17 protein-coding genes are annotated in these 18857 nt (G+C 32.8%); 7 read left to right on the top strand and 10 right to left on the bottom strand.

Annotated features, from left to right (window positions below):
• The first annotated feature begins 118 nt into the window (after positions 1-118).
• From FWJ34_RS10240 to FWJ34_RS10225, 4 genes are all read left to right on the top strand, one after another.
• Positions 119-781 (top strand): DUF4079 domain-containing protein, encoded by a 663-nt coding sequence (locus FWJ34_RS10240; RefSeq protein ID WP_308255220.1) that lies wholly within the window; start codon positions 119-121, stop codon positions 779-781.
• Between the two features lie 397 nt (positions 782-1178).
• Entirely contained in the window at positions 1179-1880 is a 702-nt protein-coding gene (locus FWJ34_RS10235; protein WP_308255219.1) for a DUF928 domain-containing protein, read from the top strand.
• Between the two features lie 56 nt (positions 1881-1936).
• Positions 1937-2620 (top strand): response regulator transcription factor, encoded by a 684-nt coding sequence (locus tag FWJ34_RS10230; protein ID WP_308255218.1) that lies wholly within the window; start codon positions 1937-1939, stop codon positions 2618-2620.
• Between the two features lie 4 nt (positions 2621-2624).
• The gene (locus FWJ34_RS10225; RefSeq protein WP_308255217.1) at positions 2625-3872 is read left to right on the top strand and encodes a HAMP domain-containing histidine kinase; all 1248 of its coding nucleotides are present in this window, start codon (positions 2625-2627) and stop codon (positions 3870-3872) included.
• Here FWJ34_RS10225 and FWJ34_RS10220 read toward each other — a convergent pair.
• From FWJ34_RS10220 to ahcY, 5 genes are all read right to left on the bottom strand, one after another.
• Entirely contained in the window at positions 3862-4614 is a 753-nt protein-coding gene (locus FWJ34_RS10220) for a hypothetical protein (RefSeq protein ID WP_308255216.1), read from the bottom strand. The two genes, FWJ34_RS10225 and FWJ34_RS10220, sit on opposite strands and share 11 nt — an antisense overlap.
• Positions 4615-4737: 123 nt before the next feature.
• Complete coding sequence (locus FWJ34_RS10215; RefSeq protein ID WP_308255215.1) at positions 4738-5505, bottom strand: hypothetical protein; 768 nt, start codon at positions 5503-5505, stop codon at positions 4738-4740.
• A 51-nt stretch (positions 5506-5556) separates the two neighbouring features.
• A complete protein-coding gene (locus FWJ34_RS10210) occupies positions 5557-6054 on the bottom strand; it encodes a hypothetical protein (RefSeq protein WP_308255214.1) in 498 nt (165 codons plus the stop codon).
• A 116-nt stretch (positions 6055-6170) separates the two neighbouring features.
• Positions 6171-6671, bottom strand: a complete 501-nt coding sequence (locus FWJ34_RS10205; RefSeq protein WP_308255213.1) for a pentapeptide repeat-containing protein — start codon at positions 6669-6671, stop codon at positions 6171-6173.
• Between the two features lie 275 nt (positions 6672-6946).
• Complete coding sequence (gene ahcY, locus FWJ34_RS10200) at positions 6947-8224, bottom strand: adenosylhomocysteinase (RefSeq protein ID WP_308255212.1); 1278 nt, start codon at positions 8222-8224, stop codon at positions 6947-6949.
• Positions 8225-8516: 292 nt separating this feature from the next.
• On the opposite strand from ahcY, the gene FWJ34_RS10195 reads away from it, so the two are divergent.
• Complete coding sequence (locus tag FWJ34_RS10195) at positions 8517-10631, top strand: TIGR00300 family protein (protein ID WP_308255211.1); 2115 nt, start codon at positions 8517-8519, stop codon at positions 10629-10631.
• A 201-nt stretch (positions 10632-10832) separates the two neighbouring features.
• Here the strand turns inward: FWJ34_RS10195 and FWJ34_RS10190 are convergent, their stop codons facing one another.
• Positions 10833-11177, bottom strand: coding sequence for a DUF760 domain-containing protein (locus tag FWJ34_RS10190; protein WP_308255210.1), 345 nt, complete (start codon positions 11175-11177; stop codon positions 10833-10835).
• Between the two features lie 131 nt (positions 11178-11308).
• A complete protein-coding gene (locus FWJ34_RS10185; protein ID WP_308255209.1) occupies positions 11309-11623 on the bottom strand; it encodes a DUF1825 family protein in 315 nt (104 codons plus the stop codon).
• 124 nt (positions 11624-11747) lie between these two features.
• Here FWJ34_RS10185 and FWJ34_RS10180 point away from each other — a divergent pair, with 124 nt between their 5' ends.
• On the top strand, positions 11748-12143 hold the full coding sequence (locus FWJ34_RS10180; protein ID WP_308255208.1) for an NINE protein: 396 nt from the start codon (positions 11748-11750) through the stop codon (positions 12141-12143).
• Positions 12144-12190: 47 nt separating this feature from the next.
• Positions 12191-13093 carry a 7,8-didemethyl-8-hydroxy-5-deazariboflavin synthase subunit CofG gene (gene cofG / locus FWJ34_RS10175; RefSeq protein ID WP_308255207.1) on the top strand — a complete coding sequence of 301 codons (903 nt, stop codon included), beginning with the start codon at positions 12191-12193 and terminating at the stop codon, positions 13091-13093.
• 197 nt (positions 13094-13290) lie between these two features.
• On the opposite strand, the gene rseP is transcribed toward cofG, so the two are convergent.
• The 3 genes from rseP to FWJ34_RS10160 all read right to left on the bottom strand — a co-directional run.
• A complete protein-coding gene (gene rseP, locus FWJ34_RS10170; RefSeq protein ID WP_308255206.1) occupies positions 13291-14385 on the bottom strand; it encodes an RIP metalloprotease RseP in 1095 nt (364 codons plus the stop codon).
• A gap of 154 nt (positions 14386-14539) precedes the next feature.
• A complete protein-coding gene (locus FWJ34_RS10165) occupies positions 14540-16108 on the bottom strand; it encodes a response regulator (protein WP_308255205.1) in 1569 nt (522 codons plus the stop codon).
• Positions 16109-16155: 47 nt separating this feature from the next.
• Positions 16156-18857: ATP-binding protein (locus FWJ34_RS10160; RefSeq protein WP_308255204.1), on the bottom strand; the 2702-nt coding region annotated here is incomplete at its 5' end.

Here is an 18857-nt window from a genome sequence, read left to right as displayed (position 1 = left end):
ATTTATCTCTAAATATAATAAAATTATGAAAAATATTTTTTGGAAAAACTCAGGATTTTACAAGAAAAGTTAGCTACATTTAAAGATAATTAAAATTAAAATTAATCAATAAAATAATATGACACCAGAAGAATTTAGCCTCTTAATTCATCCTTTTTTTGTAATAGTAAGTGTTTTTCCTTTGTTGGGAATAGTCTGTTATTTTGCGTGGGAAACTCGTCAAAGAAGATTACAAATCAAAATGGGAGATAAAAGTAAAATTGCTCCCTCTGTAGGTATAAACCATGTAAATATCGGCAAATTATTATCGACAGCAGTGATTATAGTTACATTAATGGGATTAGCACAACCTATTATTACTAAAAAGATCCTTAAAGAAGAACTTTGGCAAACCAATTTTTTCCAGTTTATCTTCTTAGTTTTGATGTTTATTTTTACTATGGCTTCTTTTGTCTTCTTATTTCGTGCTAGGGTGAAATTATGGCGAGGAATTTTTGCGACTTTAAGCGGTATGGGAGTAGTGATTTTAGGTTGTCAAGAAGTTATTTATCATAACACAAAACAATGGTATTGGTCACACTATTATTATGGTGTAATTGTTTGTTTATTAATGATTTTCTCTGTGGCGATTATTGAGGATATTTACCGAGATAAATCCAATAAATGGCGTAATATTCACATTATTTTAAACTGTTTAGCGTTATTATTATTTATAGGACAGGGAATAACTGGATTAAGAGATTTATTTGAAATTGGATTATGGACTTCTCCACCTAAATGAGCTAAAAAAAGAAGTGAGGGTAAAAAATACGGATTTTTCAGTAAGTAATAAGTAACTGATTAAAATTACCTGTTATTTCAAAATAAAGATAGTTAAAAATACTCTAAAATTTCATTCACCTCCTTGTCTTATATTTTTCTTTTTTATGAAAGTAGGAACAAAAAATAATTCATTTAAGTCTAAAATGATAAGTATTCATGCAAAATTAATTATATATAGGCAATGGAAGGTAAGGCTAGAATTTTAAACCCCTTGTTACTCTATTGTTATTATGGATTTGAGAAAAGAAAAATCCAAAATTAATTTAGCTTACTTAGTTATTGAGACAAAGATTATTAGCTTTATTTCTTTTTACCTATTTTTTTATTATTAAAATTACACAATTTGAGGAAAATTTATGTTAAAAAATAATCGTAAGTATAACTTTTATCCTTCAAAAATCATTTTTTATTTTCTGGTTGGTGTTATACCTTTAACACAAATATTTATACCTTCTGCAAATGCTATTCAATTTCCTGATGCCCCAAAAAGAGAAAATCCACAAAGTGCCGCCGCCGGTGGTAGAAGAGGTGGTTGTGTACAAGGTAGTTTACCAATTAAAGCTTTAACACCTAATAATGATAATTATATTAAAACGGTGTCTAATCAACCGGCATTTTTTATTTATATTCCTCCAACTCAAGCTAAATTTGCTCAATTTATTCTTAGAGAAGAAAATGGTAAAGATTTAGATAGCCAAGAAATAAATATAACAGAAAATGATAGTATTATAAAAATTAATGTGTCAGATAAGGTTAAATTAGAAACTGATAAAAAATATCAATGGGAAGTATCTTTAGTTTGCAATCCCATGTTTATTAATACGAGTAATCACACTAAAGGAATTATTGAAAAAGTTTCTCTGACAGAGGATGTAAAAAACCAACTATCAGCAAATTCAGATACTCTTAAACAAGCACAAATTTTTGCGAATGAGGGTATTTGGCAAGATACATTATTTTTAGTAGCTACGGTGAAAGAATCTCAGCCCCAACAGTGGCAGGAGTTATTAATCTCCGTCGGATTAGATGATTTAATTAATAAAGAACTATTAAAATAGTAATTGCATTTATTACAAATAATCATTTATAACTTGTCTGTAGTTAATTTAGTTTCATGAAAGTTTTAATAGTTGAAGATGACGATCGTATTGCTAAACCTTTAGCTAAAGATTTAAGATACCAACATCATACTGTCGATTTAGCCAGAGATGGACTTGAAGGATGGGAATATACTCAAGCCTCCCAATACGATGTCATTTTACTAGATTTAATGTTGCCAAAAATAGACGGCATAACTTTGTGTAAAAGATTGCGAAAAGAGAAATATCAAGCATTGATTTTGATGTTAACGGCAAAAGACACCACAGAAGATAAGGTAATGGGTTTAGATGTTGGTGCTGATGATTATTTAGTTAAACCCTTTAAATTGGAGGAATTATCTGCTAGAATTCGAGCTTTATCTCGCCGATATTCGGAATTTATTCCTTCTATTTTGAGTTATGGTGATTTAAGATTAGATTCTAGTCGTCAAACAGTAGATTATGGGGAAAATTCCCTTACTTTAACTCCGAAAGAATACCTAATTTTAGAATATTTTATCAAACATCCTCATCAAGTGTTAAGTCGTTCAGCAATTCTCGATAAACTTTGGAATTTGGATGATTTATCAGGTGAAGAAACAGTTAGAACTCATATTACCAATTTACGCAGAAAACTTAAAGCCGCAGGTAGTGCGGATAATTTTATTGAAACGGTGTATGGTATTGGTTATCGTTTGATGTTTATTGCTCAGGAATGAGATAGTGTTTCAAAATATTCGTTACCGATTACTATTATCTTATCTCCTCATTTTTGCTTCTATCTTAAGTGTTTTTTCTTTAGGAGTTCGTTTATTTTTTGCCCATAGTTTGAAACAACAAATCATCGATAAACTAATCGTCTTGGGGCAAAGTGTCATCGCTAGTGCAGAATGGGAAAACAATCAATTAAAAATAGATAGTGATTTTAGAGTTGAGGCATTATTAAATCATCATCAATCGTTGCAATGGTTCAATCTTCAAGGAAAGATACTATATCAACAGGGAAAAATTATGACTAATTTACCTTTTTCTCAAGACAATATTCGACAAATTCAAGAAGGAAAATCGAAAATTCAAACCGTTACGTTACCAATTATTGATAGTGATAATGGTAAGTTAATTGGTTATTTGCGAGTTAGTCAATCTTTAGCAGAATTAGACGAAATTTTAGAAAAATTAGATTGGGGATTAGGAATCGGAATTGTCGTGGCTTTAGTTTTTAGTGGTGTTGGTGGTATTCTTTTAACGAATCAGGCAATGATACCCATTGAAGATAGTTTTCAACGTTTAAAACAGTTTACTGCCGATGCTTCCCATGAATTTCGCAGCCCTTTAATGGCTATTCAGAGTAATGTGTCTGTATCTTTAAAATATTCTGAAGGTATGAGAGAAACAGATCAAGAAAGTTTTAAGGCGATCGCCAGTGCCACTTATCAATTAACCCATTTAACAGAAGATTTACTGTTATTAGCCAGAAGCGAAAAAAACAATCTTTCATCACAAGAAGAAGTTAACCTAAATACAGTTATGGAAGAATTAGGCATACTTTATCAATGTCAATGTGCCAGTAAAAATATTAAATTAACAATAGTATTGAATGAACTTTTATTGATTATTGGTGATAGGGTGCAACTGTCAAGACTCTTTAGTAATTTAATTGAAAATGCCCTTCACTATACGTCTGAAGGAGGATTAATTAAAATTAAAGGAAAGCGGAAGGGATCATTAATAGAGATACAAATACAAGATACAGGAGTGGGAATTGAGTCACAGTATCTTGGGCAAATTTTTGAGCGATTTTGGAGAGCAGATACTTCTCGATCCTATTGGCATGGTGGATGTGGCTTAGGCTTATCCATTGTTAAAGCCATCACTGAAAATCATGGCGGTACAAGTACAGTCATCAGTCAATTAGGAATAGGTAGCTGTTTTACTGTGTGTTTGCCCATGAATTTAAGTTCTAATCATTAGGAATTTTTGTCACAGCTAGTTTTTTCTGCTTATAAGTAGTAAATATAATACAAACTATAAGTATTGATAAAAGAACTATTGATGAACCGATCGTACCATAATCGAGTCCACCTTTTTCGTGTGTTTTAGTGAGAAGATCTCCTAAAGTTGCCCCAAAAGGACGAGTGAGGACAAATGCAACCCAAAATAACAAGATACTGGAAATAGAAGTAAAATAATGTGTGCCCAAAACTAAAGCAAGTAAACTAGAAATAAGAAATGCGCCTCCTGCAAATCTCAATCCCGAACTATCCGCCAAAAAATCCCCTAAAGCAGTACCTAAAGTATTAGAAACTAAAATAGCACTCCAATAAAATATCTCAACTTTAGGTGTTTTGACATTAGTAACAGATAAACTTCCAACATTAAATTGCCAGAATATAAGAATAACAGAAAGAATAGCCACCAAAATCATTGCACCTTTACCGTAGCCTAATCCTAAAGTCCGATCCATAAAATCAGACATAGTTGTACCAGCAGTGCTAGTTAAAAGAATAACCATCCAATAAAGTAAAGGGTGATAACTTTTCGACATTAATTGAGTTACAAGAGTAATTAAAAACAGTCCAATCAAAATAATCGAACTAACACCGTAGCCCAAATTTAAAGTCATCGAAAAAAGATCTCCTGCGGTTTCTCCTAAAGTCGTAGCACAGATCTTCATAATCCAAAAAAAAGCTGTTATTTGTGGAAGTTTGCTCATTTTAGTGTTTGTTTAAAAAGTGTTTTCATGAAGCTAGAGAACAGGAAACTGCCAATAGGCAACAGTTTGACCTTTGTTAATCTCCTGTTGTTTTCTTATATTATCGAGAAGGCGATCTTTGAATCAGTTTTGTTCATCAATGGGCAATGATACTGATTTCTTCTGCTTAAGACTTAAATAAATAACTAGGCTTACAATTATTGAAAGAAAAAGCATACTTGTGCTAACAGTACTTAAACCAAAGCCACCATTTGTAACAGGTTGGGAGAGTAAATCGCCAATAGATGCTCCCAGTGGACGAGTCAAGATATATGCAAACCAAAAAGCCAAAATGGAATTGATTTTGAAGTAATAATAACCGATCGTTATTACTGCAATTAAAGCACCAAATATTAGTGCTGATTGTCCATAACCTAGCTTTAAAGCCTCCGCAAGGAGATCTCCTGTTGCTGTGCCTAAGGCAAAAGTAAATAAAATAGCTACCCAGTAAAAAAGCTCTCTTTTCGCTGTGTTAATGGAGTGCATAGCTAATGTCCTTTCATTTACATACCAAAGCACAAAAACTATTAACAATATAATACTAAAAACTATAGTTATTGTTTCCAAACTAACGTCAAGATCATCTACCAATCTGTCAGTAATTAGTGTTCCTGTTATACTTGTAAAAACTACTACAATCCAGTAACTCACAGGAACATAACGTTTAAGCCTAAACTGATTGAAAAGCACAATCAATAACAGGCAACTCATAATATTAGAGGTAACACTTAAACCAAGATTCAGGGTTACGGACAGAAAATCCGCCGCCGTTTCTCCTACCGTAGTAGCCAAAACCTTAATAATCCAAAAAGGAATTGTAACCTCTGGAACTCTATTTAATATCTTCTTCACTATATTTACTCTCTACATTTTTAAAAAATTAAAAGCGAGAAAATATTACTTTTAGTGATCATCGTTAGTTTCACCATCACCATCTCCGTTAATACTCTCAGAAATACGGATACTGCTATAAGGAAGGTTTTTTTCATTAACTTCAGCTTTGGGGTTATCGGAATAAAGAAATGTACCATTACCTGCATCGATTTTGACATCATTCTGTCCGATAATAACAGAATAAACTAAATTTCCGTCTTCATTTTCTAGTCTTACAGCCGTAGCTTGACTACCGATGACTTCTTCAGCGACTTGTTGTGCTTGTTGAGGAGTAATTTTAGCTAAAGATTCTAATTGAGCAGATTCTTGTGATTCTTTAATATCATCGTTAGTTTCACCTTCACCGTCACCGTCAATGGCTTCGGCTACTTGAACAATTTTTGTATGTGTTTTGACTGTAGCGACAATTCCTTGTTTTTGAGTAGTGTTAACAGCTTTGACAACGTTACCAAGAACTAAAGTACTTAATAAAGCAACTGTTAAGGTGATTTTAGTCGAATTTTTCATCTGATTAACTTCCTTTTTTTTAAGTTCGATATTGATACTTTAATCATTGAATATAAAGAAGTTAAAAAGATCTGTTGTAATATCGATTAAATTTTAACAAAAGATCTAATTTTAAATTAAGGACAACCTAATGATTGACGAGTACTTGCACCTGTTTTAGAATTGATACCATCGGCATATTTACATAATTCGATGATTTGTTGATTATCTAATACCGCTTGAGTAAAATCTGCACCTTTAATTTTAGCGTGATTAAAGGTTGATCGTAACATGATAGCTTCTCGTAAAATACTATCTGTTAAGTCGGCATTGTCAAAGTTAGTGACATAAGCTAAACCATTGGTAAAATCAGCACCTGACAGATTAATATTTTCTGCCATAACACCATTAAAAACACTACCGCGTAAGTCAGCATTACTTAAATTGGCACCTTCTAACTTAACTTTGGTAAATTCTGCTAGTTGTAAGTTTTTTCCTGAAAAATCTTCGGCACTTAAGTCTTTACTTTCAAAAGTTGATGTTACAGCACTGGAACTAGCTGCGATGGCGTTATGAGGTATAACTAAAATAGTTAAAGTTAAAATGAATATCAAAAAACCAGCCAATTTTTTAAACATAAATTTAATCATTGAGAAATTAAGAATTAGCAAGGAGTTTAAACCCCTTGTTATATCAGGTTCGATTAAATAAATAACTATAACAAACTCCCTAAAAATTGCTCCTAATAGGGGAGAGAGCAAAGAAGCAAAGTTTTATTATAAGTTATCATCCGAACTTGATATTAAAAATGAAGAATGAACAATTAATAGTTAATCAAAATAAGTTACGAAGCAAAATACCTATTTTATAGAACTATTAACGATCAACTACTGATGAACAATTACTTAGGAAATTACGTTCCTACAGTCCAAGAATTCATGTAGTCAATTTGACTAGGTGTAAGAGTATCAATAGTAATACCCATACCTTGTAATTTCAAACGAGCAATTTCTTGATCAACTTCTGTGGGTATGGAATGGATACCGGGTTTTAAACTACCCTGATTTTTGACCAAATATTCACAAGCTAAGGCTTGATTCGCAAAACTCATGTCCATAACTGCGCTAGGATGTCCTTCAGCGGCCGCTAAGTTAACTAAACGTCCTTCACCTAATACAATTACTGATTTACCACTTTTGAGTAAATATTGTTGGGTAAAGTTACGCACTTCTTTTACTTCCGAAGACATCGCTTTTAAGGTTTCTAAGTCAATTTCTAAGTCGAAGTGACCAGAATTACAAACTATTGCACCATCTTTCATGACGACAAAATGTTCTTCACGAATAATATGTTTATTGCCCGTAACGGTTACAAAAACATCACCGATACTAGCTGCTTCACTCATAGGCATAACACGAAAACCATCCATTGCCGCTTCAATAGCTTTAACGGGATTGATTTCAGTGACGATAACATTTGCGCCTAAACCACGAGCTCGCATAGCCACACCTTTGCCACACCATCCGTAACCTGCAACTACGAGGTTTTTACCGGCTAAAAGTACATTGGTTGCTCGAATGATACCGTCAAGGGTAGATTGTCCTGTACCATAACGGTTATCGAAGAAGTGTTTAGTTTCAGCATCATTCACATTCATAGCGGGGAAAGTTAAAACACCAGCCTTAAACATGGCTTCTAAACGCACAATTCCCGTAGTGGTTTCTTCTGTTGAGCCGATTAAGTCACTTAATTGATGTTGTCTTTCTTTCACTAAAGTTACTACTACGTCAGAACCATCATCAATAATAATGTTAGGTTTATGATCTAATGCAGTTTGTACATGACGATGATAAGTAGCGTTATCTTCACCTTTGATGGCAAAAACGGGGATACCGTAGTCATTGACTAAACAAGCGGCAACGTCATCTTGGGTAGAAAGAGGGTTACTAGCGATTAATACCGCATCTGCACCCCCAGCTTGAAGGGCGATGGCCAAATTGGCGGTTTCAGTAGTAACATGACAACAAGCGACTAAACGAATACCTGCAAAAGGTTTTTCTTTGGCAAAACGTTCGGTAATTTGGGCTAAAACAGGCATTTCTCTTGCCGCCCATTGGATTCTTTGACGACCAACACTAGCTATAGTAATGTCCTTAATATCGTAATTTAATTTGGTAGGAGTTGCAACCATGAATGATACTCAATAAAACTTTACATTCTCAATCATACCTTACCACTGTTAAATCGACTTAAGTTCAATCTAAAATTGGTTAAGGTAAGGGCTAGATAATTTTCCTAAATCCGCTACCCTAACTGATAATTTATGTTTTAGGTGCAAATTGATGACGTTAGGTTATCATTTATAGACATATCAACTTTTATGGTAAAAGTACCTACAATATCAAGTTATAATGGAATGTTGGCAAAAATTATGGTAAAGACACTATTAGCCAATTAAATTTTATAGTAAATAATTTATTATTATGACTCAAGATATTCGCATTCTCATGTGTGCGCCTGATCACTATGACGTTGATTATGTGATTAATCCTTGGATGGAAGGTAATATACATAAATCTAGTCAAGAACGTGCAGTAGAACAATGGGAAAAACTCTATCACATTATCAAAGAATACGCTATTGTGGATTTAGTTACCCCCCAAAAAGGCGTTCCTGACATGGTTTTTACCGCTAATGCCGGTTTAGTGCTGGGGGATAATGTGGTTTTAAGTCGCTTTTATCACCCAGAAAGACAAGGAGAAGAACCATTTTTTAAACAGTGGTTTGAAGAAAACGGCTTTAATGTCTATGAATTACCGAAAGATTTACCTTTTGAAGGCGCAGGAGATGCTTTATTTGACAGAGAAGGGCGTTGGTTATGGGCAGGTTATGGTTTTCGCTCCGAATTAGACTCTCATCCATATTTGGCTAAATGGTTGGATACGGAAGTTTTATCTTTACGCTTAATTGATAACCGTTTTTATCATTTAGATACTTGTTTCTGCCCTTTAACTGATGGTTATTTGCTTTATTATCCGTCGGCTTTTGACAGTTATTCTAATGGTTTAATTGAAATGCGTGTACCAGAAGAAAAACGGATTATTGTAGAGGAAGCTGATGCTGTTAATTTTGCTTGTAATACTGTTAATATTAATGATGTGGTGATCATGAATAAAATCACTCCTGATTTAGAACAACGTATTACTGAAAAAGGCTTTAAAGTTATTCAGACTCCTTTAACAGAATTTTTAAAAGCAGGTGGTGCAGCGAAATGTCTTACCTTAAGAGTGACTGAACCGATTTTAGACGATGTTCATGCAAATGTCACTGTTACCAGTCGTGTGATTAAAATGGAAGGGCATTTACTTGATAGTGGTTTAATGAATCGTGCTTTAGATGTAGTTGTCAAAGAAGGTGGTAGTTTCAAAGTTATTAATTTTGATTTAGGTGTTGAAAGACAAAGTCCTTCTACTGCCGAAGTGCGTATTTCTGCTCCTTCTGTGCAAGTTATGGAAGATATTATCAGTCTTTTGATTGATTTGGGGGCTGTTTCTACTCCCGAAAAAGAATCTGATGCAAACCTTGAAACGGTTATTAAAGCAGGGGTTTCTCCCGATGATTTTTATGTAACCACTATCTACCCTACAGAAGTTAGAATTAACGGTTATTGGGAAAGAGTTACTAAGCAACGCATGGATGGCGCGATCGTCATTGAAGAACATCAAGAGGGTGTCACGGCTACTTGTAAACTTTTGCGTGATTTAGAAGTAGGAGAAAAAGTAGTTGTAGGAGTTGATGGGATTCGTACCGTGCGATCGCCTAAATCAAGGGAACAACGTAATCAACCCCAAGAATTTAGTTTCATGAGTGGTGGTGTTTCTAGTGAGCGTCGTGTAGAATTGTTAGTAGAACAGATTGCATGGGAAATGCGTCATATCCGAGATCAAGGGGGTAAAGTTGCCGTTGTAGCTGGACCTGTAGTTATCCATACTGGTGGTTCTGAACATCTTTCTCGCCTCATTCGTAATGGTTATGTACAGTGTTTACTTGGGGGTAATGCCATCGCTGTTCATGATATGGAACAATCGATGATGGGAACATCATTAGGGGTAGATATGCGTAAAGGAATCCCGGTAAGGGGTGGTCATCGACATCACCTCAAAGTAATCAATGCTGTTCGTCGTGCCGGTAGCATTGCTGAAGCAGTAAATCAAGGACTGATAACAAAAGGAATTATGTATGAATGTGTTAAAAATAATATTCCTTTCTGTTTAGCAGGTTCAATTCGTGATGATGGTCCTTTACCTGACACTTATATGGATTTAATTAAAGCACAAGAGGAATATTCACGTCTGCTAAAAGGTACAGATATGATTCTTATGCTTTCTAGTATGCTGCATTCTATTGGTGTTGGCAATATGACACCAGCAGGAGTAAAAATGGTTTGTGTTGACATTAACCCAGCGGTGGTTACAAAATTAAGCGATCGTGGTTCGGTCGAATCTGTGGGGATTGTCACCGATGTTGGCTTGTTCCTAAGTCTTTTATTACAACAGTTAGACAAACTAACCAGCCGTTATGAGTTAGCGATTAGTTAGGAATTAGGAATTAGGAGTTAGGAATTAGGAATTAGGAGTTAGGAGTTAGGAATTAGGAATTAGGAGTTAGGAGTTAGGAGTTAGGAGTTAGGAATTAGGAGTTAGGAATTAGGAATTGGTATTGTAAAATAGGTATTGTACCGAATAATTTTTTTACGAATGATACCTATTCTCCCCTCTTTTGTGTTACCTAATTTATCCTTAAAAATTATTGCTATCTTGGTAATCTTCCCCAGTAGATAAAGCCTTTTCAAAGTCCATTCTTTGCTCCGCATTTCTGAGAAAATAACCGCTCATCATTGCTGAAGCTAATAATCTGCCTAAATTTTCTCGATTGGTACTAATCATAACACCAAAATGTTCTGCGGGTAAAGTTCCCAACATTCCCATAATATTTCGTTCCATTACTTGAAATACTTCTTGAGATTGAGGTTGAGAAAGTTGACTAATAGTTTCCGGAGTGAGAGATTGAAGATAATCTAAAAAATGATTATTATCTTCTGGTTGATTAAAATATTTGTTGCGACGATTCTCTTTATAATTCACGGTTTTTCTTCCTCAAATATTATTTTATATATAAGTGATTAATCTAATATTGATAATTTTCAATGTACCAAGTTTGTTAATTTTCATGGTTAAGTAAAACCGAACTTTTTAAATAGGTTTATCCTCCTCTTTCATGAAATTTCTCTTTTCATTCTCTCTAAAGTTATGTGCATTTGCTGGAACATTTGTTCTGGTGTAGTTCCAAATTGATTTAATTGGGTTTTAAGTTGTTCAATGGTCATTTTAGCCATAAAATCTTCAGATAACTCAAATCTTTTCATAAAAATACGATACCGTTCCATCATATTTTCCATTTTTTCGATAAAGATTTTTTTCCCTTCTCGATCAAATTTACCAAATTCACTACCAAGTTGAGTTAAAGAATGATAATCTTCAAATAATTGTTTAGCTTCTTGTTGCACGACTTCTGAATCAAAAAATCCCATTTTGCCCCCATTTTTCGATTATATGTTTATTATATGAAATAAATTTTTAAAATTTTATCTTTGACTAATTATAAAATTATTCACATTATCTTCAAAATACGGATTTCCGTAACCTTGAATCACTATGGTATCTAAATCTATCAGTTTTTTAAATCAACCAAAGAAAAGAATATTTACTGTTATTTTAGCTCTTATCGGCACTATTACCCCTTTAGTTGGATTACATAAATTTTATTTAAGGCAACCTCTTTGGGGTGTGATTTACCTACTTATTAGTTGGCAAAGCCCTATGGGACGTATTGCTTGTGCAGTAGATACAGTATTATATTTAATTCAAGATCAAGAATTTTTTAATGTTCGTTTTAATTCTAGTTTAACTTCAGAAACGGAAAATTTAACAGCAAATCCCCAACAAGTAACGGAAATTGCCACAGCATTAAGAGAGTTAGAAAAATTGCGTCAAGAAGGTTTAATTTCGGAATATGAATTTGAACAAAAACGCCGTCAATTATTAGTTTAAATCAGATTGCCTTTTGTTAACATTTAGTTAGCAATTAATACTCAAAAATGTCTAAAATAATTACCTATAGTCCAGCATTTACTATTGTGCCAACTTATGAGTGTTTTAATCGTTGTACTTATTGTAATTTCAGAACTGATCCTCATCAAAGTAGTTGGTTAGAATTAGATGAAGCTAAAAATGTTTTAGCCAATCTTGAAGGAAAAGGAATTACTGAAATATTAATTTTAAGTGGCGAAATTCACCCGAAATCCACTAGAAGAAAGCCATGGATACAAAGAATTTATGATTTAGGAAAATTAGCTTTATCTATGGGTTTTTTTCCTCATGCTAATGCTGGAGTTTTGAGTTTTGAGGAGATGTCTTTGTTGAAGGAAGTTAATGTTTCTATGGGATTGATGTTAGAGCAGTTAACTCCTAATCTATTAAATACGGTTCATCGTCATGCACCTACAAAAATTCCTGAAATCAGATTACAACAATTAGAGTGGGCTGGTATGCTTAAAATTCCTTTCACTACAGGCATTCTTTTAGGAATTGGTGAGACTTTAGAGGATCGAATGGAAAGTTTAAGGGCGATCGCTAAAATACAAGGAAAATGGGGGCATATTCAAGAAGTGATATTACAACCCTATGTTAAAGGTTCAAAGGAAAAGTTACAAGAAGAATCTCTGAGTCAGGGAGAAATATTAGAAATAATTGCCATTGCTCGTGATATTTTACCAGAAACAATAACTTTACAAATACCACCAAATTTAATCGATAGCGAAGAAACTTTATTAAAATGTTTAGAGTTAGGGGTGAGAGATTTAGGGGGAATTGTGCCAAAAGATGAAGTAAACCCAGATTATCATCATCAAAACCTCGAAATTCTCACTAAAATTCTCCAAAAAGCAGGTTGGAAATTAAAACCACGTTTACCCGTATATCCTCAATATTATTCTTGGTAAGGGTTAAGTGGTGCGCATCCATCACTACAAACTTGATTTAAGAGATTGTCTTCCGGCTTCAAAACGTTTGCCTCTTGCAACCCTCACTAGAACAATTTTTCATTACCTCCTAAATATATCTCAAAGTCTGCAAAATAGTTAACAGCGTTTATTTTATTATTGGAGAAGTCTAATGATCTTAATTTTTATACCGTTTTTTATTCAGGGAAAAACTGTTGAAAAAAAGCTAGATTTGCAGTGTCTCGGAGGATTAAGAAAATACCTAAACCGAGTAATAAGACTAAGCCTGTTTGCATAATTCCTTCTTGTAGTTTGTTGGGTAGTGGTTTACCGAAAATTCCTTCTATGGCTAAAAAAGCTAATTGGCCACCGTCAAGAGCTGGTAAAGGTAAGATATTTATAATAGCAAGGTTAATGCTGATTAAGGCCCCAAATTGAAATAAGTTTCCTAAATCATTTTTTGCTAATTCTGCACCTACGGCTACGATCGCAATCGGACCTGCTACTTGTTTAGCGCTTTCTTGAAAATTACTGATTAATTGCCCAAAACCTTGTAATGTAAGTTTGGTATAACGTTCAAATTGTTCAGCTCCGACGGTAAAGGCTTCCATAATATCATGGGGACGGCGTTTAATTAACTCTCCGTTAGGCGCTAACATTACTCCTATTTTTCCTTTGCCATTGTCGCCTAATTCTGGAGTTATGGCAACGTTAAAGGTATCTTCTCCTCTTTTTACAGTAAAGTTTAAACTCTGAAGGGGGGAGTCTTGAATGGTTTTTCTCAAAGATTCCATAGAGTTTTCATCGGCAGGAAAAATTTGATTATTGATAGCTAAAATTACATCACCGTTTTGTAAACCGGCTTTGGAGGCAGGAGAAGTTTCTTCTGTGAGAATTTGGGGTATTAATACTCCTGGTTGATAATTTATATCTTGTATCCCTACTATTACCGCTTGACTAACTAATAAAAAGTATGCAAAAATTAGGTTAGCGATTACCCCTGCACTGATAACGATCGCACGGTCAAAAACAGGACGATTACGCAGTAAATCAGGATCATCTAACGGTATATTACTATCAGGATCATCATCAGGAATACCCACATAACCACCTAAAGGAAAAGCCCTTAAGGCGTATTCTGTATCTTTTCCGTCATACTTTGCTAATACTGGTCCAAAACCAATGGAAAATTTATTAACACGAATACCTTGTAACCTTGCCGCACCAAAATGCCCTAATTCGTGAACTACAATTAAAATACCTAAAACTGCGATCGCTGCCAATACAGACATAATTATTTACTTTATTTACAAAAGATCAAAATTCTATCATATCATCATTCTTTTATCGCCTATTGCCTATTACCCATTACCCATTGCCTAATTGATAATAAATAAAAGCGGTTTATCTTATCGTAAGATAAATTTGTCAGGTGAAATATAATAATTATTCATGATTAAGAATAAAATAGAAAGTAGCACCTTGATTTATCTGAGATTCTGCCCAAATTATACCATCATGAAGTTCGATAATACGATAAACAATAGATAAGCCAATTCCTGTGCCTTCAAAATCTTTATTTTTATGTAGTTTTTTGAAAGGAATAAATAACTCTTCACAATTATTACTATCAAAACCGATGCCATTATCTTTGATAAAGTAAATTGTTTTTTGTTTTAATTTAGATAAAGGAATGTTGGCTAATTTTATTTTTTCTGCCCAAATTTTTTCTTCGTATTTGATTTCTCCAAATTCAATAATAGTCTCTTCATTTTTTTGTGTGTATTTCCACGCATTTTTTAGTAAATTTTCGAGGGAAACATTTAATAAATTAGGATCAGCAGTAGCGAAAACATCTTGTTGAATGTTAATTTTAATATTTCTTTCAGGGTTATTTTTAGTTAAATATTTCAAAATATCTCCCACTAATTTAGAGAGATTAAAAGAGGTAATTTTAAGAGATTCATATTTTAACTTTGATAGTTCGGTAATGCCTTCTAAAAGATTAATAGTTCTCTGACAAGATACGCTGATTATCTCCATTAATTCTTTTTCATTTTCCCTTGCATTATCATTAATTTCATCCTCAAGTAAAGAAACAGCTACATTAATATTATTTATATAATTACGCAAATCATGGGCAATACTATAGGAAAAAATTTCTAAGTCTTGATTAATTTTTTTTAGCTCTAATTCTGTTTCCTTACGTTCCGTAATATTTTTGACAGTAACGGCAAAACCATCCCCTAATTTTACAGCGATAAAATGAAACCAATATTTTAAAGAATCACATTGACAATAAAAATCTTCCGTTAAAGGTTTTCCTGTTTCTATTACTTTTATTAGTTGATTAAATAATTGGGGATCAATTTTATTAATAATTGTTTTTACACCCATTTTACCGATTAAATCTGATTTATTTTTGCCAAACACTCTCGCAATTACAGGATTAACAATTAAACAACGAAAATCAATTATATTACCACTTTCATTGTCTCTTACGGCTTCTACTGCCCCAATACCATCAAGAGAGCTATTTAATACACTTGACAATACAGCCCGTGATTGATGTAAAATTTCTTCTGTATATTTGCGCTGTTCAATTTCTTTTTGAAGTTGTTTTTTTTGCCGCTGAATGGTTAATTGACTTTCAATTCTAGCAACGACTTCTTCTACTTGAAAGGGTTTAGTTATATAGTCAACTCCTCCTACTTCAAAGGCTTTTATTTTATCGAGAGTATCATCTAAGGCACTAATAAAAATAATCGGTATTTCTTTAGTTAAATCATTTAATTTTAATTGTTGGCAAACTTGATAACCGTCCATTTCAGGCATTTTTATGTCTAAAAGAATCAGATCTGGAATTGATAATTGTGCCGCTCGAATTGCTGTTTTACCGTTAATTGCTTTTCTAACTTGATAATTTTTTTCCATCAAAATTTGAGAAAGTACTCTTAAATTATCTGGTAAATCATCTACTATTAAAATATCTCCTTTATTATTAATAATATTCATAAGTTTAAAATGATAATAATTTATTGTATTCTAAAATAGAACTATCTTTATTTTTGATTAATACTATCAATTAAGTTAGTAATTTCTTCTAATTGAAAATTGTTAACTAAGGCTTGTAAACTATTAGCTAAGTTCGAATATTGATTAGGAATTTCAGCTATTAAACTCAAAATTTTATCCTCATCTAAAATTAATGTTGCTTGATAAATTTCTTGTAACCATGTTTGAGACATTACAGCGAGGCTTTTTGGACTTAAATTATCAGTATTTTTACTGACAGTAATTTCTGTATCTGCTTCATAGAGGTATTTTACACCTAAGTGTTTTCCTATAGCATTGAAAATGGCTTCCTGTCGAAAAGGTTTGCGTAAAAAGTCATCACATCCTGCCGATAAACAAATCACTTTTTCTTCTTCTAACACACTGGCAGTTAAGGCAATAACGGCGGTAGCATTTCCTTTAATTTTTCTTTTAATAGCTTTGGTTTGCTCGTATCCATCCATCACAAGCATTCGCCTATCCCTTAAAATTGGGTGAGGTTTGCATTCTTCCCAAATTTGAACAGCTTGTTGTCCATTATATGCTTCTTGCACTTCAAAACCAATTGGTGTTAATAGGCTATTCAATAATTGACAGTTTACTTCTTTGTCATCTACCACGAGAATACGATATTTAATTTCATGGGGTTGTAAGCCAATCACTCTACTAATTATAGATTCTTTTTCTATCCCTAGGGGATCAACTTTTGTGACAACTATGTTAAATATAAATGTTGTACCTACTCCTACTTCACTTTTAACCGTAATGTCTCCCCCCATTAATTTGATAAATTGGCGACTAATTACTAAACCTAAACCAGTGCCTTCTTGGATATTTTTACCTGTATCAGTTTGATAAAAGGCTTTAAATAAATTTTCTACCTCATTTTCTGGTATTCCCGCACCTGTATCACTAATTTCAAAAATAAGGTTAATTTTCTCTATGTTATCATCTATTTTTTCTTCAGTGTTTATATGATAATTACTTGAAGTGACAAAAACATTTACCCCTCCTTCTTTGGTGAATTTTAAAGCATTACTAAGAAGATTAATTAATACCTGTCTCAATTTAACAGAGTCTGTCTCGATGTATCTTGGGATGTCTTGATGCCCCTCGAAAATAAGCTGTAACCCCCTTTGTTCGGCGTTTAGTTTTAAAAAGTCTTCTAAGTCTTCTAAGAGGTGATAAAGGTCAAATTTATGAGGATTAAAGGTGGTTTTTCCAGCTTCTATTTTAGCTAAATCTAAGACATTATTGATTAAAGTTAATAAATATTCACCACTACGATTAATAATACTAATTTTTTCCTTGTCTTGGGGTGGTAATATTGGCGATCGCATCATTAATTGAGCAAAACCAAGAATGGCATTTAAAGGGGTGCGTAATTCATGACTCATATTAGCTAAAAAAGTGCTTTTGGCTTGGTTAGCAACTTCAGCTTTATTTTTCGCTTCCGTTAGTTGTTGAGTGCGCTCTAAAACTCTATTTTCTAAGTCATTATTAACCTTTTCTAAAGATTGTAAAGAAGTCAATAATTTTTCAGCCATATAATTAAATGATTGAGATAAATTAGTTAATTCTTTTACCCCTTGAATTTTAACTCTGGTAGTTAAATTGCCTTGAGAAAACCTATCACTAGCGAAGGCTAATTCTTGAATAGGTTTAGCTAACCAACGAGAGATAAAAATAGTAGTAAAAATAGCAATTAATAAACCTAAAATACAAAGAAAAATAGTAGTTTTAGTATTAGCATTAATTTGAGCCATAAAATCAGATTGAGGTATAACAACAACCACAAACCAATCTAAACCTAAATAATGTTGATAGTGAATTACTTCGGTAAAATAATTTTCTTGATGGAGAGGAAAGATAAAATTATTCTGATTTTTAATATTTTGAAAGTTACCTATTTTAGTAGTTAAAGATTCTGCTATAAATTGAGTTAATTTATCTTGACTATGATTAGCTAATAATAAAGTTTTGTCAGTAGGATTAAAAGGTAATTCTCTTGTGGAATTGGCAATTAATTCTCCTCGATTATTAACAATAAACACTTGAGAGGATTGACTAAGTTTTAAATTACTTAAAAAATCACTAATTTGATCCAGTTTAATGGTAGTATTTAAAAAACCATCAAATGAACCATCGTTATTGATATCAATAGGTCGTAAATTAGAAATTAATAATAAAGGTTCTAAATAAGAAATATGTAAATCACTCCAAATAGCTTTACCGTTGATAACAGCATTTTTATACCATATTTGCTCTCGAATATCTTTATGAGGAAGACTTTGAAAAAGATTGATTTTTTCTCCTTTATCGTTAGTATTAAAAGACTCAAAAGTAAAATGATTTTCAGGCAAAACCCTATTAATAGTAAATTGATTATTCTCTAACCTATCTCCAGCACGATATTCTCCCTTAGGATTTACTACTGCAATAAAAGCGATATTTGGATAGTCTTGTATCTGTTGCCATAAATGAAATTCCCATGATTGAAGATTATCTAAATTGAGAAAATTAGCTTTAATTAACCTAAAATTACTTTGATTAATTTGTTGAGGCAATTCTAAATAAGAATCTAAATTTTGAGCAACTTGAGTAGCAATTTCTTGACTCAATTTATTAATCATTTCTGTAACTATTTTCTCACCATTTTTAATGGATAAATAACCAACTAATCCCACAATAATAATAGTTTGATAACCAA

This window comes from Geminocystis sp. GBBB08, assembly GCF_016743215.1.
Classification (GTDB): domain Bacteria; phylum Cyanobacteriota; class Cyanobacteriia; order Cyanobacteriales; family Cyanobacteriaceae; genus Geminocystis.
Note: the sequence above shows the minus strand (reverse complement) of the source record. Positions and strands in the feature narration are given on the sequence as shown.